Genomic DNA, 16,477 nt, shown 5'->3' on the forward strand with positions numbered 1-16,477 from the left:
GAGCGTGTACACCGGGCGAGGCGGCATGATTAGATCTTGACCGGCGACGCTCATGTTCACGCCGAGACGAGTGAAAGCGGGCGAATGGATCTGGAACGGCTGGCCATCCTCTCCGACGTGCATGGCAACGTCACCGCGTACCGGTCCGTGCTGGCCGACATAGCCGCCCGCGGCATCACCACCGTGCTGAATCTGGGCGATGTCGTCGGCAAGGGGCCGCGCGGCTCAGAGTGCGTCCGGATCAGCCGGGAGCGCTGCACGGTCACAGTCCGCGGCAACTGGGACGACTCCCTGCCGGGCAAGGCCGGGTCAAGCGACCATGCGGTGCGGTGGTGGCACGACGAGCTGACTGAGGACGATCGGCAGTGGCTGCGGACCTTGCCTTTGGTGCATCACGTCGAGCTGAGCGGCCGGCGTGTGCGGTTGTTCCATGCCTCGGCAGAGAGCGTCCACACGCGGGTGCATTTCCAGCACACCGAAGAGCAGTTCGCGGGAATGTTCGCGACGACGGAGCTCACCGGTGACGGGCCGACACCGTCCGTCGTCGGATACGGCGACATTCATGACGCCTACCTGGAGGTTTCCAACGGGCAGACGTTGTTCAACGTCGGCAGCGTCGGCAACTCTCTCGACGAGTCGACCGCGTCGTATGTGATTGTTGAGGGCGTTGCCGGCGGTGACTCGACGGATCCGTTCGGTTTGCAGTTCGTCCGGGTGCCGTACGACATCGAGGCGGAGATCGCCGCCGCTGCCGACCTGGGTATGCCGGGTCTGGAGGCGTATGCGGTGGAGCTACGTACCGCCGTGTATCGCGGTCTTCACGACAGGCTCGGCCTGACGCTCGCCGGAACCGCCCCGGCAGGGTAGCCGGCGCGCCGCAGGGCAGCAAGGTCTCCTGTTCACGAGAGTTCGCACGAAAGCGAGGGCCCAGCGAAGGCCGACCACTATGACAGTTTCGCGGAGAGCTACTCGAAGGAGAACGAGTCGAGTCTCCTGAACGCCTACTACGAGCGGCCGGCGATGATCGATCTTGCCGGGGACGTCAACGGTCATCGGGTTCTCGATGCTGGGTGTGGCTCCGGGCCCCTGTCCGCGTCGCTGCGCGCGAAAGGTGCCGTCGTGACCGGCTTCGACGCCAGTTCGGCGATGGTCGAGCTGGCGCGGCAGAGACTGGGTGAGGACGCGGACCTGCACGTGGCCGACCTCAGCAAGCCGTTACCTTTCGCCGACGGTGTGTTCGACGACGTCGTGGCATCCCTCGTTCTGCACTACCTGCGGGACTGGACGGCACCCCTCGCTGAGCTGCGGCGCGTTCTGAAGCCAGGTGGCCGGCTCATCCTGTCCGTGAACCACCCCACCGTCTACAAGCTGACCTACCCGGGCGCCGACTATTTCACCATCACGCAGTATTCGGAGGAGTACACCTTCGGCGATGGCCAGAACGCGGTGCTGACGTTCTGGCATCGACCGTTGCACGCCATGACGGACGCGTTCACCGACGCGGGCTTCGGCATCTCGGTCATCAGTGAACCGCCTTACGCCCCCGACACGCCGCGTGAGCTCCTCCCGCCCCACCTGACTGACCGGACGGCGTTCTTGTGCTTCATCTTCTTCGTGCTCGAAGCACGCTGAGTTCCCGTTCCACCTGCCGCGGCCCAAAGGTGTGCTGCTGGGGTTGCTGAGGGGTATCACCTTGGGTAGCATCATGGTATGAAGATGAGTGTGAGTCTTGCGGAGGAGGACGTCGAGTTCCTCGATCGTTACAGTCGTGATCATGGCATTGGTTCGCGTTCGGCGGCGCTGGCCAGAGCGGTGAAGTTGCTGCGGGCATCACAGTTGGGTCCGGCCTACGCCGATGCGTGGCGTGAGTGGGAAGCCTCCGGTGAGGCTGATATGTGGGAGTCGACCGCAGCTGATGGACTGGCGTCGTAGATGCTTCGTGGCGACATCTACTTGGCCGATCTTGATCCCGCACAAGGCTCGGAGGCCGACAAACGTCGTCCCGTCGTGATTGTCAGCAACGACGGCGCCAATACGACGGCCTCGATGATGCAGCGAGGCGTGGTCACGGTGGTGCCTGTGACGTCGAACGTTGCCCGCGTGTATCCGTTTCAGGTGCTGCTGCCGGCCGCGGAGGTGGGCCTAGATCGTGACTCGAAGGCCCAAGCTGAACAGGTGCGGTCGATCACGGTGAGTCGCCTGGGCGAGCAGGTTGGCCTGCTGACAGCCAGTTTGAGCGAGAAACTGGACGACGCGCTCCGCCTTCATCTCAGTATCTAGGCGCCGCGACCGGGCCTCGCGCCGGCGCACCAGCCGCATCCAGCGAGCGCGGCTCAAGACGAGGGTGGTGCGGGAGTGGCGGATGAATGATGTCGGTCATGGATGGAGGCGGCCGCAGACGTTGCGTTTCCCATCCTCCTGCTGCTGATTCTGTGGGGCTACATCGCGATCGCAGTGGTGAACTCGTTGGTCATCGCCGCCACCGAGCTGACCGCGCGAAAGGCCATGCGGGCGCGGGCTTGAAGGCGGGCGAGCCGGCAATCCCGAGCCGTCCCATCCGGACAACCGGACGTGGGGCAGACTGAGTGGAATGAGCGATGTGCCGACCGCTGCTGCGCGGGAGATGTCCAGGGCCGCAGCGGCCTTCCTCGACTCGCTCGATGCCGGGCAGCGGCGGCTGGCATGGGCGCCTTTCGACGCGGCTGACCGCACCGAGTTCACGTACCTGCCGGGGCCGCGTCCCGGCCTGGCGTTGAGCGAGATCTCGGAGCGGCAGCACGAGCTGGCCATGCGACTGCTGGCGACCGGACTTTCCTCACGTGGGCTGGCTGACGCGAAAGCGATCATGCAACTGGAGGACACGCTGGCCGCACTGGAGCGAGCGGTAGGGCGGCCAGGCTGGCAACGCCGCAACAGCGCGTACTACTGGTTTCGCGTTCTGGGCACACCAGGCGGAGCAGAGCCGTGGATGTGGAAAGCCGGAGGTCACCACCTCGCGGTCCACATGACCGTCGTCGGTTCTGACGTTGCCGGAACACCACAGTTCTTCGGCGCCAATCCGGCCCGGGTGCCCGACGGTCATGCCCAGGCGGGGACGAGAACACTGCCAGGTGAGGAAGACCTGGGCCGTGCGCTGGTGACGTCGCTCCCGGCCGAGCAACAAGAGATCGCCGTGGTGTCGGGGGAGGCGCCTGCGGACATCCTGACCCGGCACGACCCGGTCGCCGACGCCAGCCGAATCGCGCCGGGTCTGCTTGCCGGCGATATGGACGGCGAGCACCGTGAGCTTCTCGAGCAGCTGGTCCGCCGTTACGTCGAGCGTGTCACCCCGGCAGCGGCCGCTCCGGCATGGGCGGACATCAAAAGGGCCGGCTTGGAGCGCGTCTCATTTCGGTGGGCCGGGCCCACGGCTGCCGGCCCCGGCAACGGGCACTATTACGCCGTTCTGGGGCCGACGTTCCTGTTGGAGTATGACAACACCCAGGCCGACGCCAACCACATCCACACGGTCTGGCGTGATCTGCGCCGAGACTGGGGCGAAGACCTGCTGGCGCGGCACTACGCGGCGCACCAGGTCTAGTGGTCTTTCTTCGATACCGCCGCCGTCAGGTGGATCGTTTCAATCAGGTCGATCGTGTCGCTCTTGGTATCGAAGTTGTCTCGAACCCGAGCCCGAGATCATCCGCTAGGCGTTGTCGGCGACGCGGTTCTCCCACGCCCATGCGGCGATCCCGACTCTGTTGCGCACGCCGAGCTTGTTCTGGATGGCGGACAGGTGGCTCTTGACGGTGCTGAGCGAGATGAACAGGTCCGCGGCGATTTCCTGGTTGGTTCGGCCTCTGGCAACGGCTCGGACGACTTCAGTCTCCCGTTCGGATAGCGACGCGACGGGCCGGGTGGTGGTTGGCGCGCCGGAAGGCGTGAGGTGGCGCAGTAGACGGATGGTTATCGACGGTGAGATCAGGGCGTCTCCGTTGCTGGCGGCCCGGACGGCTTCCACGAGGAGGTTGGGACCGGCGTCTTTGAGGATGAAGCCGACGGCGCCTCCGCGCAGTGCGCCGTATACGTACTCGTCGAGGTCGAAGGTGGTGACAACGACGACGTTGAGCGGGGTGGGGACGTCGGGCCCGGCTAGGGCACGGGTCACTGCGATGCCATCGAGGCGGGGCATCCGGATGTCGACGAGACACACGTCGGGACGGAGGCGTCGCGCCAACGAGACGGCTTCGGCGCCGTCGGTCGCCTCCGCGATCACATCAATGTCCGGCTGCGCTTCGAGGATGAGGCGCAGGCCACCGCGGACCATGGCTTGGTCATCGGCGATGAGGGCGGTGATGGTCATCGTGCCTCCGGGGGAGGGGCGGGCAAATTGGCCAGCACCGACCATCCTGTTACCGCGCGTGGGCCCGCTTGCAGCGAGCCGCCAAGGGCCTCTACCCGCTCGCGCATCCCGATCAGGCCGAACCCGTCACGATGGTGATGACGGGCCGAGACTGATGGCGCGTCGTCGACGACCTCAACGGTGATGGTCTGATGATCCTGGGTGATACTGACCGCCACCGAACTGGCGTCCGGCGCATGCCGGGCGACGTTCGTCAGCGACTCTTGCACGATCCGGTAAACGGTGCTGGTCAGCTCGGGTGTCCACGGCGGTTCGCCGTCGGGCGCGTGCAAATGCACCTTGGGTCCGTGACTGTTGAAGCGATTGACCAGGTCTTCCAGCTGTTCCGGTACGGATGTGGTCGGGGCGGCGTCATCCGCATCGCGCAGTAGGCCAACCACCCGGCGCATCGCTGCCAGCGCTTCGCTGCCGCTCACCTCGATGCCTGCGAAGGAGTCGGCCAGCGTCGTACGTGGTTGTGTGTGTGCGACGAGCTGAGCGGCTTGAGACTGGAGCACGATCCCGGTGATGTGGTGGGCAACGACGTCGTGTAGTTCCCTGGCGAGCTCAAGGCGTTCGTCGCGGCGGATCACATCGATGGTGGCCTGGCGGCGGGTATCCAACAGCCGCAGGCCCAGCCCGGCGGCGATGGCGGTGAGCCAGGCCGCGCCGTTCAGCACCGTCACGTTCGGTATGGCGGAAGAAGCTGAAGGGAAGGCGATCCAGCTTGCGGCGACGAGTACGAAGCCGGCGGCCGTCACAACACCGGCCGGACGAGTGGGCAGCTTGCGGATCGCTGAGCCGACGAGCACGGACAACGCCAACGCGGTGGCCGGGCCGGGCTCGGCGGGCAAATCGGCCACCCAGGCGACCAGCATGGCCGTTGCCGCGATGGCCAGTCCCGCGGATGCCGCGAGTGTCAGATGACGCCGGCGGACAAGTGCGACGACGGACGCGGCCGCGCCGGTGGCGAACCCGAACTGCCAGGAGGTATCTCCCCAGCTGGCCGCGATGGCCGCAGCATGACCGACGAGTGCAATGGCGAATATGACGCCCAGCCCGGCATCAATGGCTACGTCGACTCTTACGGTCGGTCGGTGTCGAAGGTTCACAGCTGCTCAGATTACGGTAGGACGCTCAGGTGTCATCGCTACGACATCCCATCTGGCCAGGATCAACGTGGGTTGTGGGCGGCGTCGAGTTGAATGTCGAGTAGCCGCAGACGTAACCCGACGGCGACCGCGGCCACCAGACTCACAGTGTGGAATAGCGTGACCGACGTGAGGCCACCGGACAGCCAGGCACCCGTGACAACCGCGATGCCCGCGGCTGCAATGGTGCCCGCCCGGCCGGCGGAAAGTGTCCTGATCGCCGATCCCACGAGGACGGCAAGGGCCAGCGCCGCCACCGGACCGGGCTCCTGCGGCAGTTCGGCGAGGGAGGAAACGAGGATGGCCAGTGCCGCCACACCCAACCCCACGGCCGTCGTCCACAGGCGATCGATACGGCGCGCCAGCGCGGCCAGGGACAGCGCCACACCGACGAGACAATTGAACAGCCAAGAGTTGCCTCCCCAGCTGTCCATGAGCATGTATGCGGTGAAGGCGAGCCCGGCGGCGAAGACGATGCCGAGTCCGGCGTCCGCCGCGATCGTGGCTACTGAAGAAGGCTGATTCGTCGTCATGTGATGCAGGCTAGGAAGCCCGTATCGCACCCGGCACCAGCCGAAAGTACGGTCCTCGGGCGGTGAACCGTACTTTGGGCTGATGATGGCGCCAAGGTCGGCGCCACACGATGAATCCATGCTTCATGACGATTCCTCTCTACTGCTCAAGACCGAGCGCCTGAGCAAGCGCTATGGCAGGCGGCTTGCCCTGACTGATTGCGGTCTGGAGATTCCGCGCGGCCGGATCATCGGCCTGGTCGGCCCAAACGGGGCGGGCAAGTCGACACTGTTGCAGCTGGCCTGTGGCTTGATTTCGCCGACGTCGGGCACCATCGAGGTGTTCGGCGCTCCACCGGCGGCGGACGCGGCCCACCTGGCCAAGGTCGGCTTTGTCGCCCAGGACACACCCGTCTATGCCGGGTTGACCGTGGCCGACCACCTGCGTATGGGCGCCCGGCTCAATCCGAGGTGGGATGCTGGTCTGGCGCATCGGCGGATCGATCAGGTCGGCCTGAGTCTCCGCCAGCGAGCTGGCCGGCTTTCCGGAGGCCAGCGCGCCCAACTGGCTTTGACGGTTGCTGCCGCGAAGCGGCCTGAACTGCTGATCTTCGACGAACCGGCCGCCGCGCTCGACCCGCTCGCCCGCAGCGGGTTCTTACAGAATCTGACTGAGTTTGTGGCCGAGCTGGGAGCCAGCGCCGTGTTGTCGTCTCATCTGCTCTCCGACGTCGAACGGGTCTGCGACTACTTGATCGTGCTGTGTGACGCCCGTGTGCAGGTCGCTGGCGACGTGGATGAACTGCTGGTCACGCATGGCCGTCTGGCCGCACCCCGCGACGCGCTCGACCGGCTACCCGCGGGAATCGAGATCATCCACCCAGGCAACGATGGTCGGCACAGCAGGGCCGTTGTGCGTGCGGACGCTCCGCTTGACCATGTCCCCGGGACGGTAGAGAAGGTCGAGCTCGAGGAATTGGTGCTCAGTTACATGGCCCGCGCGGCCAGTGAGCCGACGGCTCGTGCGGTGACCACAGCAGGGGAGGTCCTGCGATGATGTGGCTGGCGTGGCGGCAGTTCCGCGTCCACCTGATTGTTGGCGCTGCGAGTCTGTCGGTGATCGCGGTCTACCTGGTGACTCTGGGCACGCAGATCCGCGACACATACGACGGATACCTAGTGCAGTGTGAGAGCCGGGGCAACTGTGCGGAGCTGATGAGCCAGTTTCACCGTGAGTTCCGGGATCTGCTCCTCTTCCTGAACGGCGGCCTGCTCTTCCTGCTTCCTGCCGTCCTCGGGCTGTTCTGGGGTGCACCGCTGATCGCTCGTGAACTCGAAAACGGCACACACCGGCTGGCCTGGAACCAGAGCGTGACCCGCCGCCGGTGGTTCGCGGTCAAGCTTCTGGTGGTCGGCCTCGCTACCCTTGCCGTTTCTGGGCTGGTCAGCGCCCTACTGACCTGGGCAGCCAGCCCGGTTGATGACGTGGCGGGCGATCGGTTCACGGCCCTGGTGTTCGGCGCACGTGACATCGTCCCTGTGGCTTACGCGGTCTTCGCCGTCATACTCGGCGTTGTTCTCGGGATATTGGTCCGGCGCACTTTGGCCGCGATGGCGCTGACTCTCTTGATCTTCGTCGTGGTTCAGGTTGTCACGCCGAACATGGTGCGGCCACACATGATGGCGCCGGTGACGTTGAGCAAGCCGATGACTGCCGAGGCGATCATCGAGGGCGGCGCCCACTCGCAGGGTCTTGGTGGTCTCAGGAATGAGCCCACCGTCAAGGGGGTGACGATTCCCGATGCGTGGGTCACCTCTCACAGCGAGCTGCGCACCTCCGACGGCCAGCCGCTGGACATGGACCGGTTCGACGAGTGCTTGAGCACGGGCAACGAGTTCGACGACGCCGCGCATTGCCTGGGCGACCTCGACCTGCATGTCGAGGTGGCATATCAGCCGAATGATCGCTACTGGTCATTTCAGTGGATCGAGTCGGCGATCTTCTTCGCGCTGAGCGCTGCGTTGGCTGGCATCGGAGCGTGGCGGATCCGCCGGAACGTCACCTAGCGGCCCTACTTCGATACCGCCACCGTCAGGTGAATCGTTGCAACGAGGCAATTCGTGTCGGTCTTGGTATCGAAGCTATCCGGCACCGCAATCCGGCGTCCCCGAAGGTCACGTCACTGCGGTCGGAGACCGTAAGTGCGAGGACTACGGCACAGGGCGTCGCCCGCGAGCGTCCGCGCATAGACGACGCGGCGGCCTTCGCGCCAGCGCGTCACGAGCCCGGCCCGGCGCAGCACCGACAGGTGGTCGCTGATCCCGCCGGCGCTGACGTTCATCCGCCCTGCAAGGTCGAGGGTCGCGGCCGGGCGGTCCAGCTCTTGCAGGATGCGCGCCCGGCGCCGACCTATCAATGACTCCAGGGCTTCGTCGTGTGCGCCGGCAGGCTCCCAGAGGTCACCGATCCCTCTGGGCGGGTAGACCAGTGCCGGGTCCCAGGGCGGGTCGGTCCGCGGCCAGACCCGCGGCCACGTGAACGCCGACGGGATGACCAGCAATCCCCGCCCGGCAAGGTCCACGTCGCCCGTCTTCACCGTCGCCGTGACAGTGAGCCGGTCCACGTCCCAGCGCACCGACGGATGCAAATCGGCGAAGGCCGCGCGTGAGCCCACCGAGACGAGGTTTCGGGCACGCGCGGCGAGTTCGGCTTCGAGGAGCGCCGAGATCGTGGCCCACCGGGGTTCCAAGACGGCGGCCCATAGCGCCCGCATCTGCTCCACCAGCACGGCGAGCGCCCGGGCCGGGTCCTCCACGAACGGCAGCGCGGCGGCCGGCAGGTCGTGGTCGTAGCGCTGCGTGATCTCGGCGGCGACCCGCTCCGGGGGTGTCGCGGCGACCCGGGCAAGCTCGGCCTCGATCGGCGGATGCGGCTCCCGTGGCGGCGGGCTGACGAACACCGGCCAGTACGGTCCGCCGAAAGGGGTGGCGGCGGCGAGCAGCGACAGGTCGAGCTCCCGTATCCGCGGCAGCGCCCATACCGACCAGCGCCGGTGCACCGTGTACTGATCGGGCAGCCGCAGGACGTAGAAGGCGCCGATCAGGTCCATGAGCGGTGCGATGGCGAACCGGGTCCGCAGCACGTCGTCCTGGCCGAAGTAGTACCGGATCACGGATTCAGCCTAGGCCGAATCTCTGGGTCCGGTGGCGGCACAGGCCTAGAAATGACACATGACCGAAGACGCGCCGCGATGGCGCGCAGGATCGTCGTCGCCGCATTCGGCCCGGTCGATGGCTGCGGGCGGCGCGCCTCTACATCCATGACGAGGAGGAGCGGCAGTGGGAACAGTCTTCATTCACGCGACCGTAACGCTGGACGGATTCATCGCGGATAGTAATGGTGGCGTCGACTGGATGTTTGATTTCGAGGGCGTCGACGAAGACGCGGAAATCATCAACAAAGTGATCGAAGAAATTGGGGCGATCGTCGGCGGTGCCAATAAGACGCAAACCATCGAAGAAGGCGAAGTGCCGTATGGTGGCATGATAAAAGCACCGGTGTACCTCATGACCCACGAGGCCCATGAACCCATTGAAAAAGACGGTATAACATACTCGTTTGTCGTTGACGACATCGCGCAAGCGGTCGAGGCCGCTAGAGTCGATGCTGGTGACAAAAGTGTCAGTCTGCTGGGCGGCAGCATATCCAGGCAGTGCTTGAAGCTGGGGTTGGTGGACGAAATCCAGCTCCACGTCGTACCGCTGTTGCTCGGCGATGGAATCTCACTGTTTGGTGGACTGGGCGAACGTATTACCCTGGAGCGCATCCAAACGGCCGCCTACGCGGATGGCACGCATATGCGCTACCGTGTCGTGCGCTGAATCGGCAACCGATCCTTTATTCGGTACATTGCGTCACGTCCGCCGTCGGAACGTCACCTAGTGGCCCTACTTCGATACCGCCATCGTCAGGTGGATCGTTTCAGCGGGGCAGTTCGTGTCGCTCTTGGTATCGAAGTTGTCCGGGACGAGAACGGAGGTCGAGAAAACCAGTGTGATCTTCGAGGGCTGGCGGATAGGCTCTGACGTCAGCCGCCTGCGTACGGCCCGCGGCGGACTTTCTTGACCGCAAACCGACTGACGCGCAGGAGTGAAGACGTGCCTTTCGAGAACCTGCAATCCGATGTCCCTGAAGGTCTGACGACGGACGGCTTCACACTCCGGCCGATCGTGGCGGCTGACGCCGAGATGGACTACGCGGCCGTGATGGAGAGCAGGGAATACCTGCGCACATGGGAGCAGTCGAGCTGGCCCGAAGACGACTTCACCGTGGCTGCCAACCGGGAGGACCTGGAGAAGCTCGAGCAGCGGCACGCCAACCGCCAGGCCTTCACCTACACGGTGCTGAACCCGGCTGAAACGCAGTGTCTTGGCTGCGTCTACATCATGTCGACCGACGCGAAGATGTTCACCGGGGCACGCATCAGTCCGGTCGCGGACCACAAGTGGGAAGATTACGAGGCCGCGGTCTATTTCTGGGTTCGCAAGTCGCACCTGGCCACAGCCATGGATCGCGAGTTACTTGACTCTCTTCGGACGTGGCTCGCGCAGGCCTGGAACTTCAGGGGCCATCTCATCGTCACCAACGAACAGTTCATTCAACAGGTCGACATGATCCGAGAGACTGACCTTCAGCTGCGTTTCGAGGTCGAGGAAGCCGGCAAGCCGGGCCGGTATCTCGCCTACGAGTAGACGATCGCCCAGGTTGGCCGCCCAGATCAGATGGAGCGCCGGCCACGGGATGAACTGGTACGCCGCGCCGCTCCCTCGAATACCGGCATCAGGTGTAGGTGGCGGCTAGGCGTGCCAGCGTACTGCGCCCTAGGTGTGCCATCACCGGATTCGTGTCGTTGTAGTACCAGACGAGACCGATCGCTTGTTGAAGTGCCCACGCCGCGCCGCGGTCCCATTCGATGTCGCCGCAGGCCAGTTCGGTTCGGAGCACCTCGCGCGCCGGAGCGTCAAGTAGATGCCAGCCGGCGACCAGGTCGAGTGCAGGGTCGGCCGGACCGAAGCCGCCTCCGTCCAGGATCCCAGCCAGCCGGCCGTTGCTGGCCAGTATGTTGCCCGGGATCAGATCGGTGTGGCTCATCACGTCAGTGGTGGGACGAGGCAGGGTGCGTAGCTGGGCCCAGATGCGGCGCAATGGAGGCACGTCGAGCAGTGGTTCCGAACGTTCGAAGCATGTCTCGACCCAGGCATCGTGGTCTGGCAGCTCCCCACCTCGGCCGGTGCCGGTGAAGAAACGCCCGCGGGTGTCGACGGCACGCAGCCGGCCGATCAGCCCGGCCAGGTCCTCGGCGAACGCCGTTGATCCGGCCACCGACGTCGGGGTGGCTACCTCGCCCGGAATCCAGGTCTGCACGGCCCACGGCAGCGGGTAGCCGTGCCCTGGGCGGCCTAGCGCCTTCGGGCGCGGGGCCGGGACGCCGGCATGATCAGCCAGCTCGGCCAGCACGGTGGCTTCACGGCGAAGTTCTGTTTCTACGTGCTCCGGATCGCGGGTGCGCAGCGGGAATCTGGCGACGAGTGACTCACCGAGCCGGAACAAGGCGTTGACCGTTCCGGCGGTGGCGATCCGGCGGACCGGCAGAGTCCGCCACCGCGGAAACTGAACGTTGATCAGAGCATTGACGATGGTGACGTCCAACTCCAGCTGGTCATCATGCATCGCACGCGTCACCGGGCCAGACTAGCCGAGCTCGAACAGCCGTCATGGGTGAAGGCCGTGTTCGTGCGTGCGTACGATCAGGCCATGGTCAGATTCATAGACGAACCTCAACGGGTTCCGGTTCCTGGTGGCAAGGTGATCGACGAGTTCGTCGGCCGGGTGTCGACCGGAACCGACCGTGTGTCGGTAGCCCGGATGAAGGCCCCTGCCGGCTGGGACGAGCCGGCCCAGACGCCGGAGTTCGACGAGGTCACCCTGGTGCTGGACGGCAGCCTCGTCGTGGAGCATGACGGCACGTCCACAGAGGTTGCGGCCGGTCAGGCGATTCTTACACCAGCGGGGGAGACCGTGCGGTACGTCGCGGGGCCGTCTGGCGCGGAGTATGTCGCCGTTTGTGTTCCGGCGTTCGGTCCTGAGATGGCGCACCGCGAGGACGAATCAGCCGGGGGCTGAGTCGGGGTTGGTCCCGAGGGTTGGGCGGCAGGCGTAGTCGACAGACGGGCGTCGACGCCGTTGCACGGCACGCGGTGAGTACAAGTGAACTTAAGTACAAGCGGTGATTTGTGTTATGGTGGGCGACCAGCTGAAGGAACGCACCCACCACCACCGTGCTCAGTAGTCAGGGGAGTGCCGCGATGGCCCAGCAGGCGTTGTTGGCCGACCGTATCCGGGCCGCGCTGGCGGACGAACCGTCTGTCCGTGAGGTCCCGATGTTCGGCGGTCTGTCGTTCATGGTGAACGAGAAGATGGTGGTTGCCGTACACACGGACGGCGACCTCCTGGTCCGCGTCGATCCTGAGCGCAACGGTGAGTTCCTCGAGATTGCCGGGGCTCGACCCGCCGAGATGGGCGCTGGCCGGGGAATGGGGCCAGGCTGGATCAGCGTTGCCCAGAAGGCGCTGGGCACTGACACCGAACTGTCCTTCTGGGTCGGCGTGGCCCGGGAATACAACACGCGCGTACGCGGGGGGTCGTGATGACGGCGTTCGGTGGTTTCCCGCGCGAGTTGTTCAGCTTCTTCGACGGCCTGAGTCACGACAACTCCAGGACTTACTGGAATGCCAACAAGGCCATCTGGCAGGAGTGCGTCCGTGACCCGATGCAGGCACTGCTGGATGAGCTGGCGGCTGAGTTCGGCCCGTTGCGGATGTTCCGGCCCAACCGCGACGTGCGCTTCTCCGCGGACAAGTCTCCATACAAGCTGTGGGCGGGAGCCACGAGCGAGGCGCGTGCTGTGGGAGGCATTGGCTACTACCTCAGTGTCTCCGCGTCGCAGCTGGTCACCGGGTACGGCGCGATGGCGATGGCACCCGATCAGCTGCGGCGGTACCGTGGTGCGATCGACGACGACAGCACGGGACGCGAGTTCGAAGAACTCCTCACCACGCTTGCCGATCGCTCCCTGCCGGTAACCCCGGGCGCGCAACCGCCGCTCAAGGTTGGACCCCGTGGATATCCCGCGACACATCCCCGGTCCGAGCTGCTCCGCTGGAAAGGTGCCGCCGTGGTCCAGGAGTACAAGAAGGCCGACTGGATGTACACGCCGGTCGTGCTCGACACGATCCGAGGCGTCTGGCGCGGTGTTCAACCCCTGAAGGAGTGGCTCGACACTCGGGTCGCCGTCGACTCCGAGCCCGGCAGCAGAGCGTCGGCCGGAACCAGTAGCGGACACCGTGACGTGTCTCAGCCGGGGCGGTAGTACACGGCCAGGGGATGAGCCGGATGGTCGATGATCTCGACCGGGGTGTCGAAGACGTCTGAGAGCACCTGCGGCGTCATGACCTCAAGTGGAGATCCGACGTACCTGATCCGGCCATCGGTCACGGCCACGATCCGGTCGGCGTACGCCGCGGCGAACGCCGATCACGCGCCGCGGCACCACTCGTTTCTGTCGGCGGCCTGTGATACGCATAGCGCGTGACGGTCGACAACCGTAAGCATGCACAGAGTGAGTCCGGAACGGACAGCCGGTTCGGCGTATTCGCACACCTGCGGTCCGAGCACAGCGACGTGTACCGGCGGATCATGTGTGTCTTCGTCACGGCCAAGGAACGTTTCCACGTGCACCTGCGCCCGGCAGATGTGTACTCGGAGATGCTGGTCGACGGCGGCCCTGTCATCGAGCTGGACGACATCGGGCAGAAGCTTGAAAGCCTCGAAGGCTGGGGCAACGTACGCTCTGACCCGGACACCAGCCGGGTCACCGCGGTGGAGGACTTCTATCGCAGGCGGCTGCTGTACCAGCTCACGCATGCCGGCGACGCTGCGGAGCGTGCACTGCGAACCTTTGACGAGGCATTGGGCCGGCGCGGGGCGCTGCAGGCAGTGGCGCTTGCCGACATCGAGCTTGGATTGCGTGAGCTCATCGCGCTCGCCGCGGACGATCACCCTGACCTGGGCAAGCTGCGGAACGCGCTGAACGGTCTCACGGCGCGCTTCACCGACCTGGCCGAAAACGCTAGCGCGTTCATGTCGTCGCTGCAGCGCAGCATCGACCTGCAAGGGGCCAGTGAGGAAGCGTTCGTTGCGTACAAGGACAAGCTTGTCGAGTATCTCGAACGGTTCATCCAGGACCTCGTCACCGTCGGCGCGAGCATCGCCGGCCTGATCAAGGACATCGATGGGGAACGAATCGACCACCTGCTGGGCATGGTCGCCTCGGAAGAAGCGGCAGACGAGGCGCCTGATCCCGACGACCCGCAGGCGGAACTGGCACGCAAAAACGCCCATGAGCGGTGGCGCAACCGGTGGTATGGCCTCACGTCGTGGTTCGTCTCCGCCGACAGCCGAGACAGTCAGGCCAAGCTTCTCCGCACCCGGGCGCTCGCCGCGATACCGGCGCTGCTGGACGTGGTCCGCGAGGTCAACGACCGCAGGGCTGGGCGTTCGGACCGGTCAGCCGACTTCCTGACCCTGGCGCGCTGGTTTGCTCTCGCCCCTGCGGACGGTGACCGGCACCGGCTGTGGCACTCGGCGTTCGGTCTGGGCTCTGCCCGTCACCTCACCGTCGACCCCGACACCCTGGCCCGATGGGACGCCGACGTCGCCACCGTGGGTACGCCGTGGAGCGAGGCGCAGCCGGTGATGGTCTCGCCACAGTTGCGTAAGACAGGAAGCTACGAGCGCCGTGGCAAACCCAACCAGGTCACCGACCGCAGCGAGTACAAGGCCATGCTCGCGGCCAGTGCGGCGGAGGAAGCCGAGCAGACCGCCCGCGCCCGCCAGGCTGTACTCACCAGCGGTCCGGTGTACCTTTCCCAAATCACCGAACTTGAGCGGCCCGCGTTCCAACTGTTCCTAACCCTGCTCGGCGACGCGCTGGCGGCCCGGGTGCCGGGCCAAGAGTCGGCGGAGGTCACCGTCGGCGACGGAAGCTTGCGCATCCGGCTGCAGGCACTGCCGGATGCGCAGATTGTCGAGATTCCCAGTACCGATGGCGTGCTGCGCGGCCCGGACCACATCGTCGAGATCGTCGACGCTGCCGCCGACCCGGCACGCGCCGGTACGGAGAGTGGGGCGGCATGACCGATGGCCCCTCGGAGCAGCAGCAGCGCGCCACCCGCATCCTGCTCAAGAAGCCGTTGCTGCGTGCCGTCGAAGTCGACGCATTCCGTGCCGTACGCCCGCACGTCCCGCAGCTTCGTACGTGGTTCGAGCTCAACACCGGCTGGCGCCTGCATGCGGACTCCGACGTGATCCGCCTGCTCAAGGAGCCGTCCGCTCCGGACGACCCCACCAGGCCGGCGGTGGATCCGCGCAGCAAGGCGGCGTTCAGCCGTCGCCGCTACATCCTTTTCTGCCTGGCGCTTGCTGCGCTGGAGCGAGCCGATGCGCAGATTCCCCTCGGCCGCCTGGCCGAGCAGGTGATGCTTCTGGCACATAGCCCCGTCCTGGAAGGCAGCGGCGTAGAGTTCACCCTGGCGGGCCGGGAACAGAAAGCCGATCTCGTGGCTGCGGTCCGGCTACTGTTGGAGCTCGGCGTGCTCACGCGGGTGGCCGGAGACGAGGAAGACTACCTACGCGACACCGGTGACGTGCTCTACGACATCTCCCGCCGGGTCCTGTCCCAACTGCTGGCATCGCGGCGCGGACCGTCCACCATCGACGCACCGACACTGGACCAGCAACTTGCCGCCTTGTCCGCGCCCGACATGTTCGACTCACATGACATGCGCAACCGGCGCATCCGGCACCGTCTGACCCGCCGCCTCCTTGACGATCCGGTGCTCTATTTCGACGAGCTGGACGAGCACGAAGCGGAGTACCTTCGGAGCCAGCGGTCCGCGATCATCCGGCGGATCAGCGAGCAGACCGGGCTGGTGGGGGAGATCCGCGGTGAAGGCATCGCCATGGTCGACCCCGACGACGACCTCACCGACGTCAAGATGCCCGACACCGGCACCGGCGGGCACGTCACCCTGCTGCTAGCCGAGGCCCTGGCGGCCGAGCCAGACCGGGTGCACTCCATGGCAGAACTGCACGAGCGAACCCGTAGACTCGTCCAGGCGCACAAGGGCTATTGGCGCAAAACCGCCCAAGAGCCAGGCGCTGAGGTCGCTCTGGCTGGCACCGCAGTGGGCCGACTGGAAGCCTTGCGGCTGGCCGAACGGCGCGAGGATGGTGTGCGTGCGCTGCCCGCCCTCGCCCGGTTCGCCGTGGCTGAGCCGGTTGTTCGCGGCGCCGGACCCAGCTAGCAGGAGGT

At 65.8% G+C, this 16,477-nt stretch carries 19 protein-coding genes and 1 pseudogene; 15 read left to right on the top strand and 5 right to left on the bottom strand.

Annotation, left to right across the window (positions count from 1 at the left end; all coding sequences use genetic code 11):
- Positions 1-36 precede the first annotated feature (36 nt).
- The 6 genes and pseudogenes from F7O44_RS01510 to F7O44_RS01535 all read left to right on the top strand — a co-directional run bounded on the left by F7O44_RS01510 (position 37) and on the right by F7O44_RS01535 (position 3,580).
- Positions 37-867: a metallophosphoesterase family protein gene (locus F7O44_RS01510; protein ID WP_222850946.1), complete on the top strand. Its 831-nt coding sequence runs from the start codon at positions 37-39 to the stop codon at positions 865-867.
- A gap of 69 nt (positions 868-936) precedes the next feature.
- Positions 937-1,632 (top strand): annotated as a pseudogene (locus tag F7O44_RS01515) (class I SAM-dependent methyltransferase); the annotation flags it as partial.
- 78 nt (positions 1,633-1,710) lie between these two features.
- Positions 1,711-1,932 carry a ribbon-helix-helix domain-containing protein gene (locus F7O44_RS01520; protein WP_162448424.1) on the top strand — a complete coding sequence of 74 codons (222 nt, stop codon included), beginning with the start codon at positions 1,711-1,713 and terminating at the stop codon, positions 1,930-1,932.
- Complete coding sequence (locus F7O44_RS01525) at positions 1,933-2,280, top strand: type II toxin-antitoxin system PemK/MazF family toxin (RefSeq protein WP_162448425.1); 348 nt, start codon at positions 1,933-1,935, stop codon at positions 2,278-2,280. It begins immediately after the preceding gene.
- Between the two features lie 102 nt (positions 2,281-2,382).
- Positions 2,383-2,523, top strand: coding sequence for a hypothetical protein (locus F7O44_RS01530; RefSeq protein ID WP_162448426.1), 141 nt, complete (start codon positions 2,383-2,385; stop codon positions 2,521-2,523).
- Between the two features lie 67 nt (positions 2,524-2,590).
- Positions 2,591-3,580: a DUF3500 domain-containing protein gene (locus tag F7O44_RS01535; RefSeq protein WP_162448427.1), complete on the top strand. Its 990-nt coding sequence runs from the start codon at positions 2,591-2,593 to the stop codon at positions 3,578-3,580.
- 105 nt (positions 3,581-3,685) lie between these two features.
- On the opposite strand, the gene F7O44_RS01540 is transcribed toward F7O44_RS01535, so the two are convergent.
- The 3 genes from F7O44_RS01540 to F7O44_RS01550 all read right to left on the bottom strand — a co-directional run bounded on the left by F7O44_RS01540 (position 3,686) and on the right by F7O44_RS01550 (position 6,065).
- On the bottom strand, positions 3,686-4,342 hold the full coding sequence (locus F7O44_RS01540; RefSeq protein ID WP_162448428.1) for a response regulator: 657 nt from the start codon (positions 4,340-4,342) through the stop codon (positions 3,686-3,688).
- Complete coding sequence (locus F7O44_RS01545; protein WP_162448429.1) at positions 4,339-5,493, bottom strand: histidine kinase; 1,155 nt, start codon at positions 5,491-5,493, stop codon at positions 4,339-4,341. Before F7O44_RS01545 ends, F7O44_RS01540 begins: the two co-directional genes overlap by 4 nt.
- 62 nt (positions 5,494-5,555) lie before the next feature.
- Positions 5,556-6,065 carry a metal transporter gene (locus F7O44_RS01550; protein ID WP_187361000.1) on the bottom strand — a complete coding sequence of 170 codons (510 nt, stop codon included), beginning with the start codon at positions 6,063-6,065 and terminating at the stop codon, positions 5,556-5,558.
- A 118-nt stretch (positions 6,066-6,183) separates the two neighbouring features.
- On the opposite strand from F7O44_RS01550, the gene F7O44_RS01555 reads away from it, so the two are divergent.
- The gene (locus F7O44_RS01555) at positions 6,184-7,101 is read left to right on the top strand and encodes an ABC transporter ATP-binding protein (RefSeq protein WP_162448430.1); all 918 of its coding nucleotides are present in this window, start codon (positions 6,184-6,186) and stop codon (positions 7,099-7,101) included.
- Complete coding sequence (locus F7O44_RS01560) at positions 7,098-8,111, top strand: ABC transporter permease subunit (protein ID WP_162448431.1); 1,014 nt, start codon at positions 7,098-7,100, stop codon at positions 8,109-8,111. The genes F7O44_RS01555 and F7O44_RS01560 overlap by 4 nt, the downstream gene beginning before the upstream one ends.
- A 113-nt stretch (positions 8,112-8,224) precedes the next feature.
- On the opposite strand, the gene F7O44_RS30885 is transcribed toward F7O44_RS01560, so the two are convergent.
- Positions 8,225-9,217 (bottom strand): DUF5937 family protein, encoded by a 993-nt coding sequence (locus tag F7O44_RS30885; RefSeq protein ID WP_162448432.1) that lies wholly within the window; start codon positions 9,215-9,217, stop codon positions 8,225-8,227.
- Positions 9,218-9,383: 166 nt separating this feature from the next.
- Between F7O44_RS30885 and F7O44_RS01570 the strand changes: the two genes are divergently transcribed.
- Positions 9,384-9,926, top strand: a complete 543-nt coding sequence (locus F7O44_RS01570) for a dihydrofolate reductase family protein (protein ID WP_162448433.1) — start codon at positions 9,384-9,386, stop codon at positions 9,924-9,926.
- Between the two features lie 276 nt (positions 9,927-10,202).
- Positions 10,203-10,796: a GNAT family N-acetyltransferase gene (locus F7O44_RS01575; RefSeq protein ID WP_162448434.1), complete on the top strand. Its 594-nt coding sequence runs from the start codon at positions 10,203-10,205 to the stop codon at positions 10,794-10,796.
- Between the two features lie 88 nt (positions 10,797-10,884).
- Here the strand turns inward: F7O44_RS01575 and F7O44_RS01580 are convergent, their stop codons facing one another.
- On the bottom strand, positions 10,885-11,787 hold the full coding sequence (locus F7O44_RS01580; RefSeq protein WP_222850947.1) for an aminoglycoside phosphotransferase family protein: 903 nt from the start codon (positions 11,785-11,787) through the stop codon (positions 10,885-10,887).
- A gap of 72 nt (positions 11,788-11,859) precedes the next feature.
- Here F7O44_RS01580 and F7O44_RS01585 point away from each other — a divergent pair, with 72 nt between their 5' ends.
- The 5 genes from F7O44_RS01585 to F7O44_RS01605 all read left to right on the top strand — a co-directional run bounded on the left by F7O44_RS01585 (position 11,860) and on the right by F7O44_RS01605 (position 16,469).
- Positions 11,860-12,228 carry a cupin domain-containing protein gene (locus tag F7O44_RS01585; RefSeq protein WP_162448435.1) on the top strand — a complete coding sequence of 123 codons (369 nt, stop codon included), beginning with the start codon at positions 11,860-11,862 and terminating at the stop codon, positions 12,226-12,228.
- A gap of 182 nt (positions 12,229-12,410) precedes the next feature.
- The gene (locus F7O44_RS01590) at positions 12,411-12,752 is read left to right on the top strand and encodes a TfoX/Sxy family protein (protein ID WP_162448436.1); all 342 of its coding nucleotides are present in this window, start codon (positions 12,411-12,413) and stop codon (positions 12,750-12,752) included.
- Positions 12,752-13,474 (top strand): DUF2461 domain-containing protein, encoded by a 723-nt coding sequence (locus F7O44_RS01595; protein WP_162448437.1) that lies wholly within the window; start codon positions 12,752-12,754, stop codon positions 13,472-13,474. The genes F7O44_RS01590 and F7O44_RS01595 overlap by 1 nt, the downstream gene beginning before the upstream one ends.
- A 218-nt stretch (positions 13,475-13,692) precedes the next feature.
- A complete protein-coding gene (locus F7O44_RS01600) occupies positions 13,693-15,300 on the top strand; it encodes a TIGR02677 family protein (protein ID WP_222850948.1) in 1,608 nt (535 codons plus the stop codon).
- On the top strand, positions 15,297-16,469 hold the full coding sequence (locus tag F7O44_RS01605) for a TIGR02678 family protein (protein ID WP_162448438.1): 1,173 nt from the start codon (positions 15,297-15,299) through the stop codon (positions 16,467-16,469). The genes F7O44_RS01600 and F7O44_RS01605 overlap by 4 nt, the downstream gene beginning before the upstream one ends.
- The last annotated feature ends 8 nt before the right edge of the window (positions 16,470-16,477 follow it).

It is taken from the genome of Phytoactinopolyspora mesophila (genome assembly GCF_010122465.1).
Classification (GTDB): Bacteria; Actinomycetota; Actinomycetes; order Jiangellales; family Jiangellaceae; genus Phytoactinopolyspora; species Phytoactinopolyspora mesophila.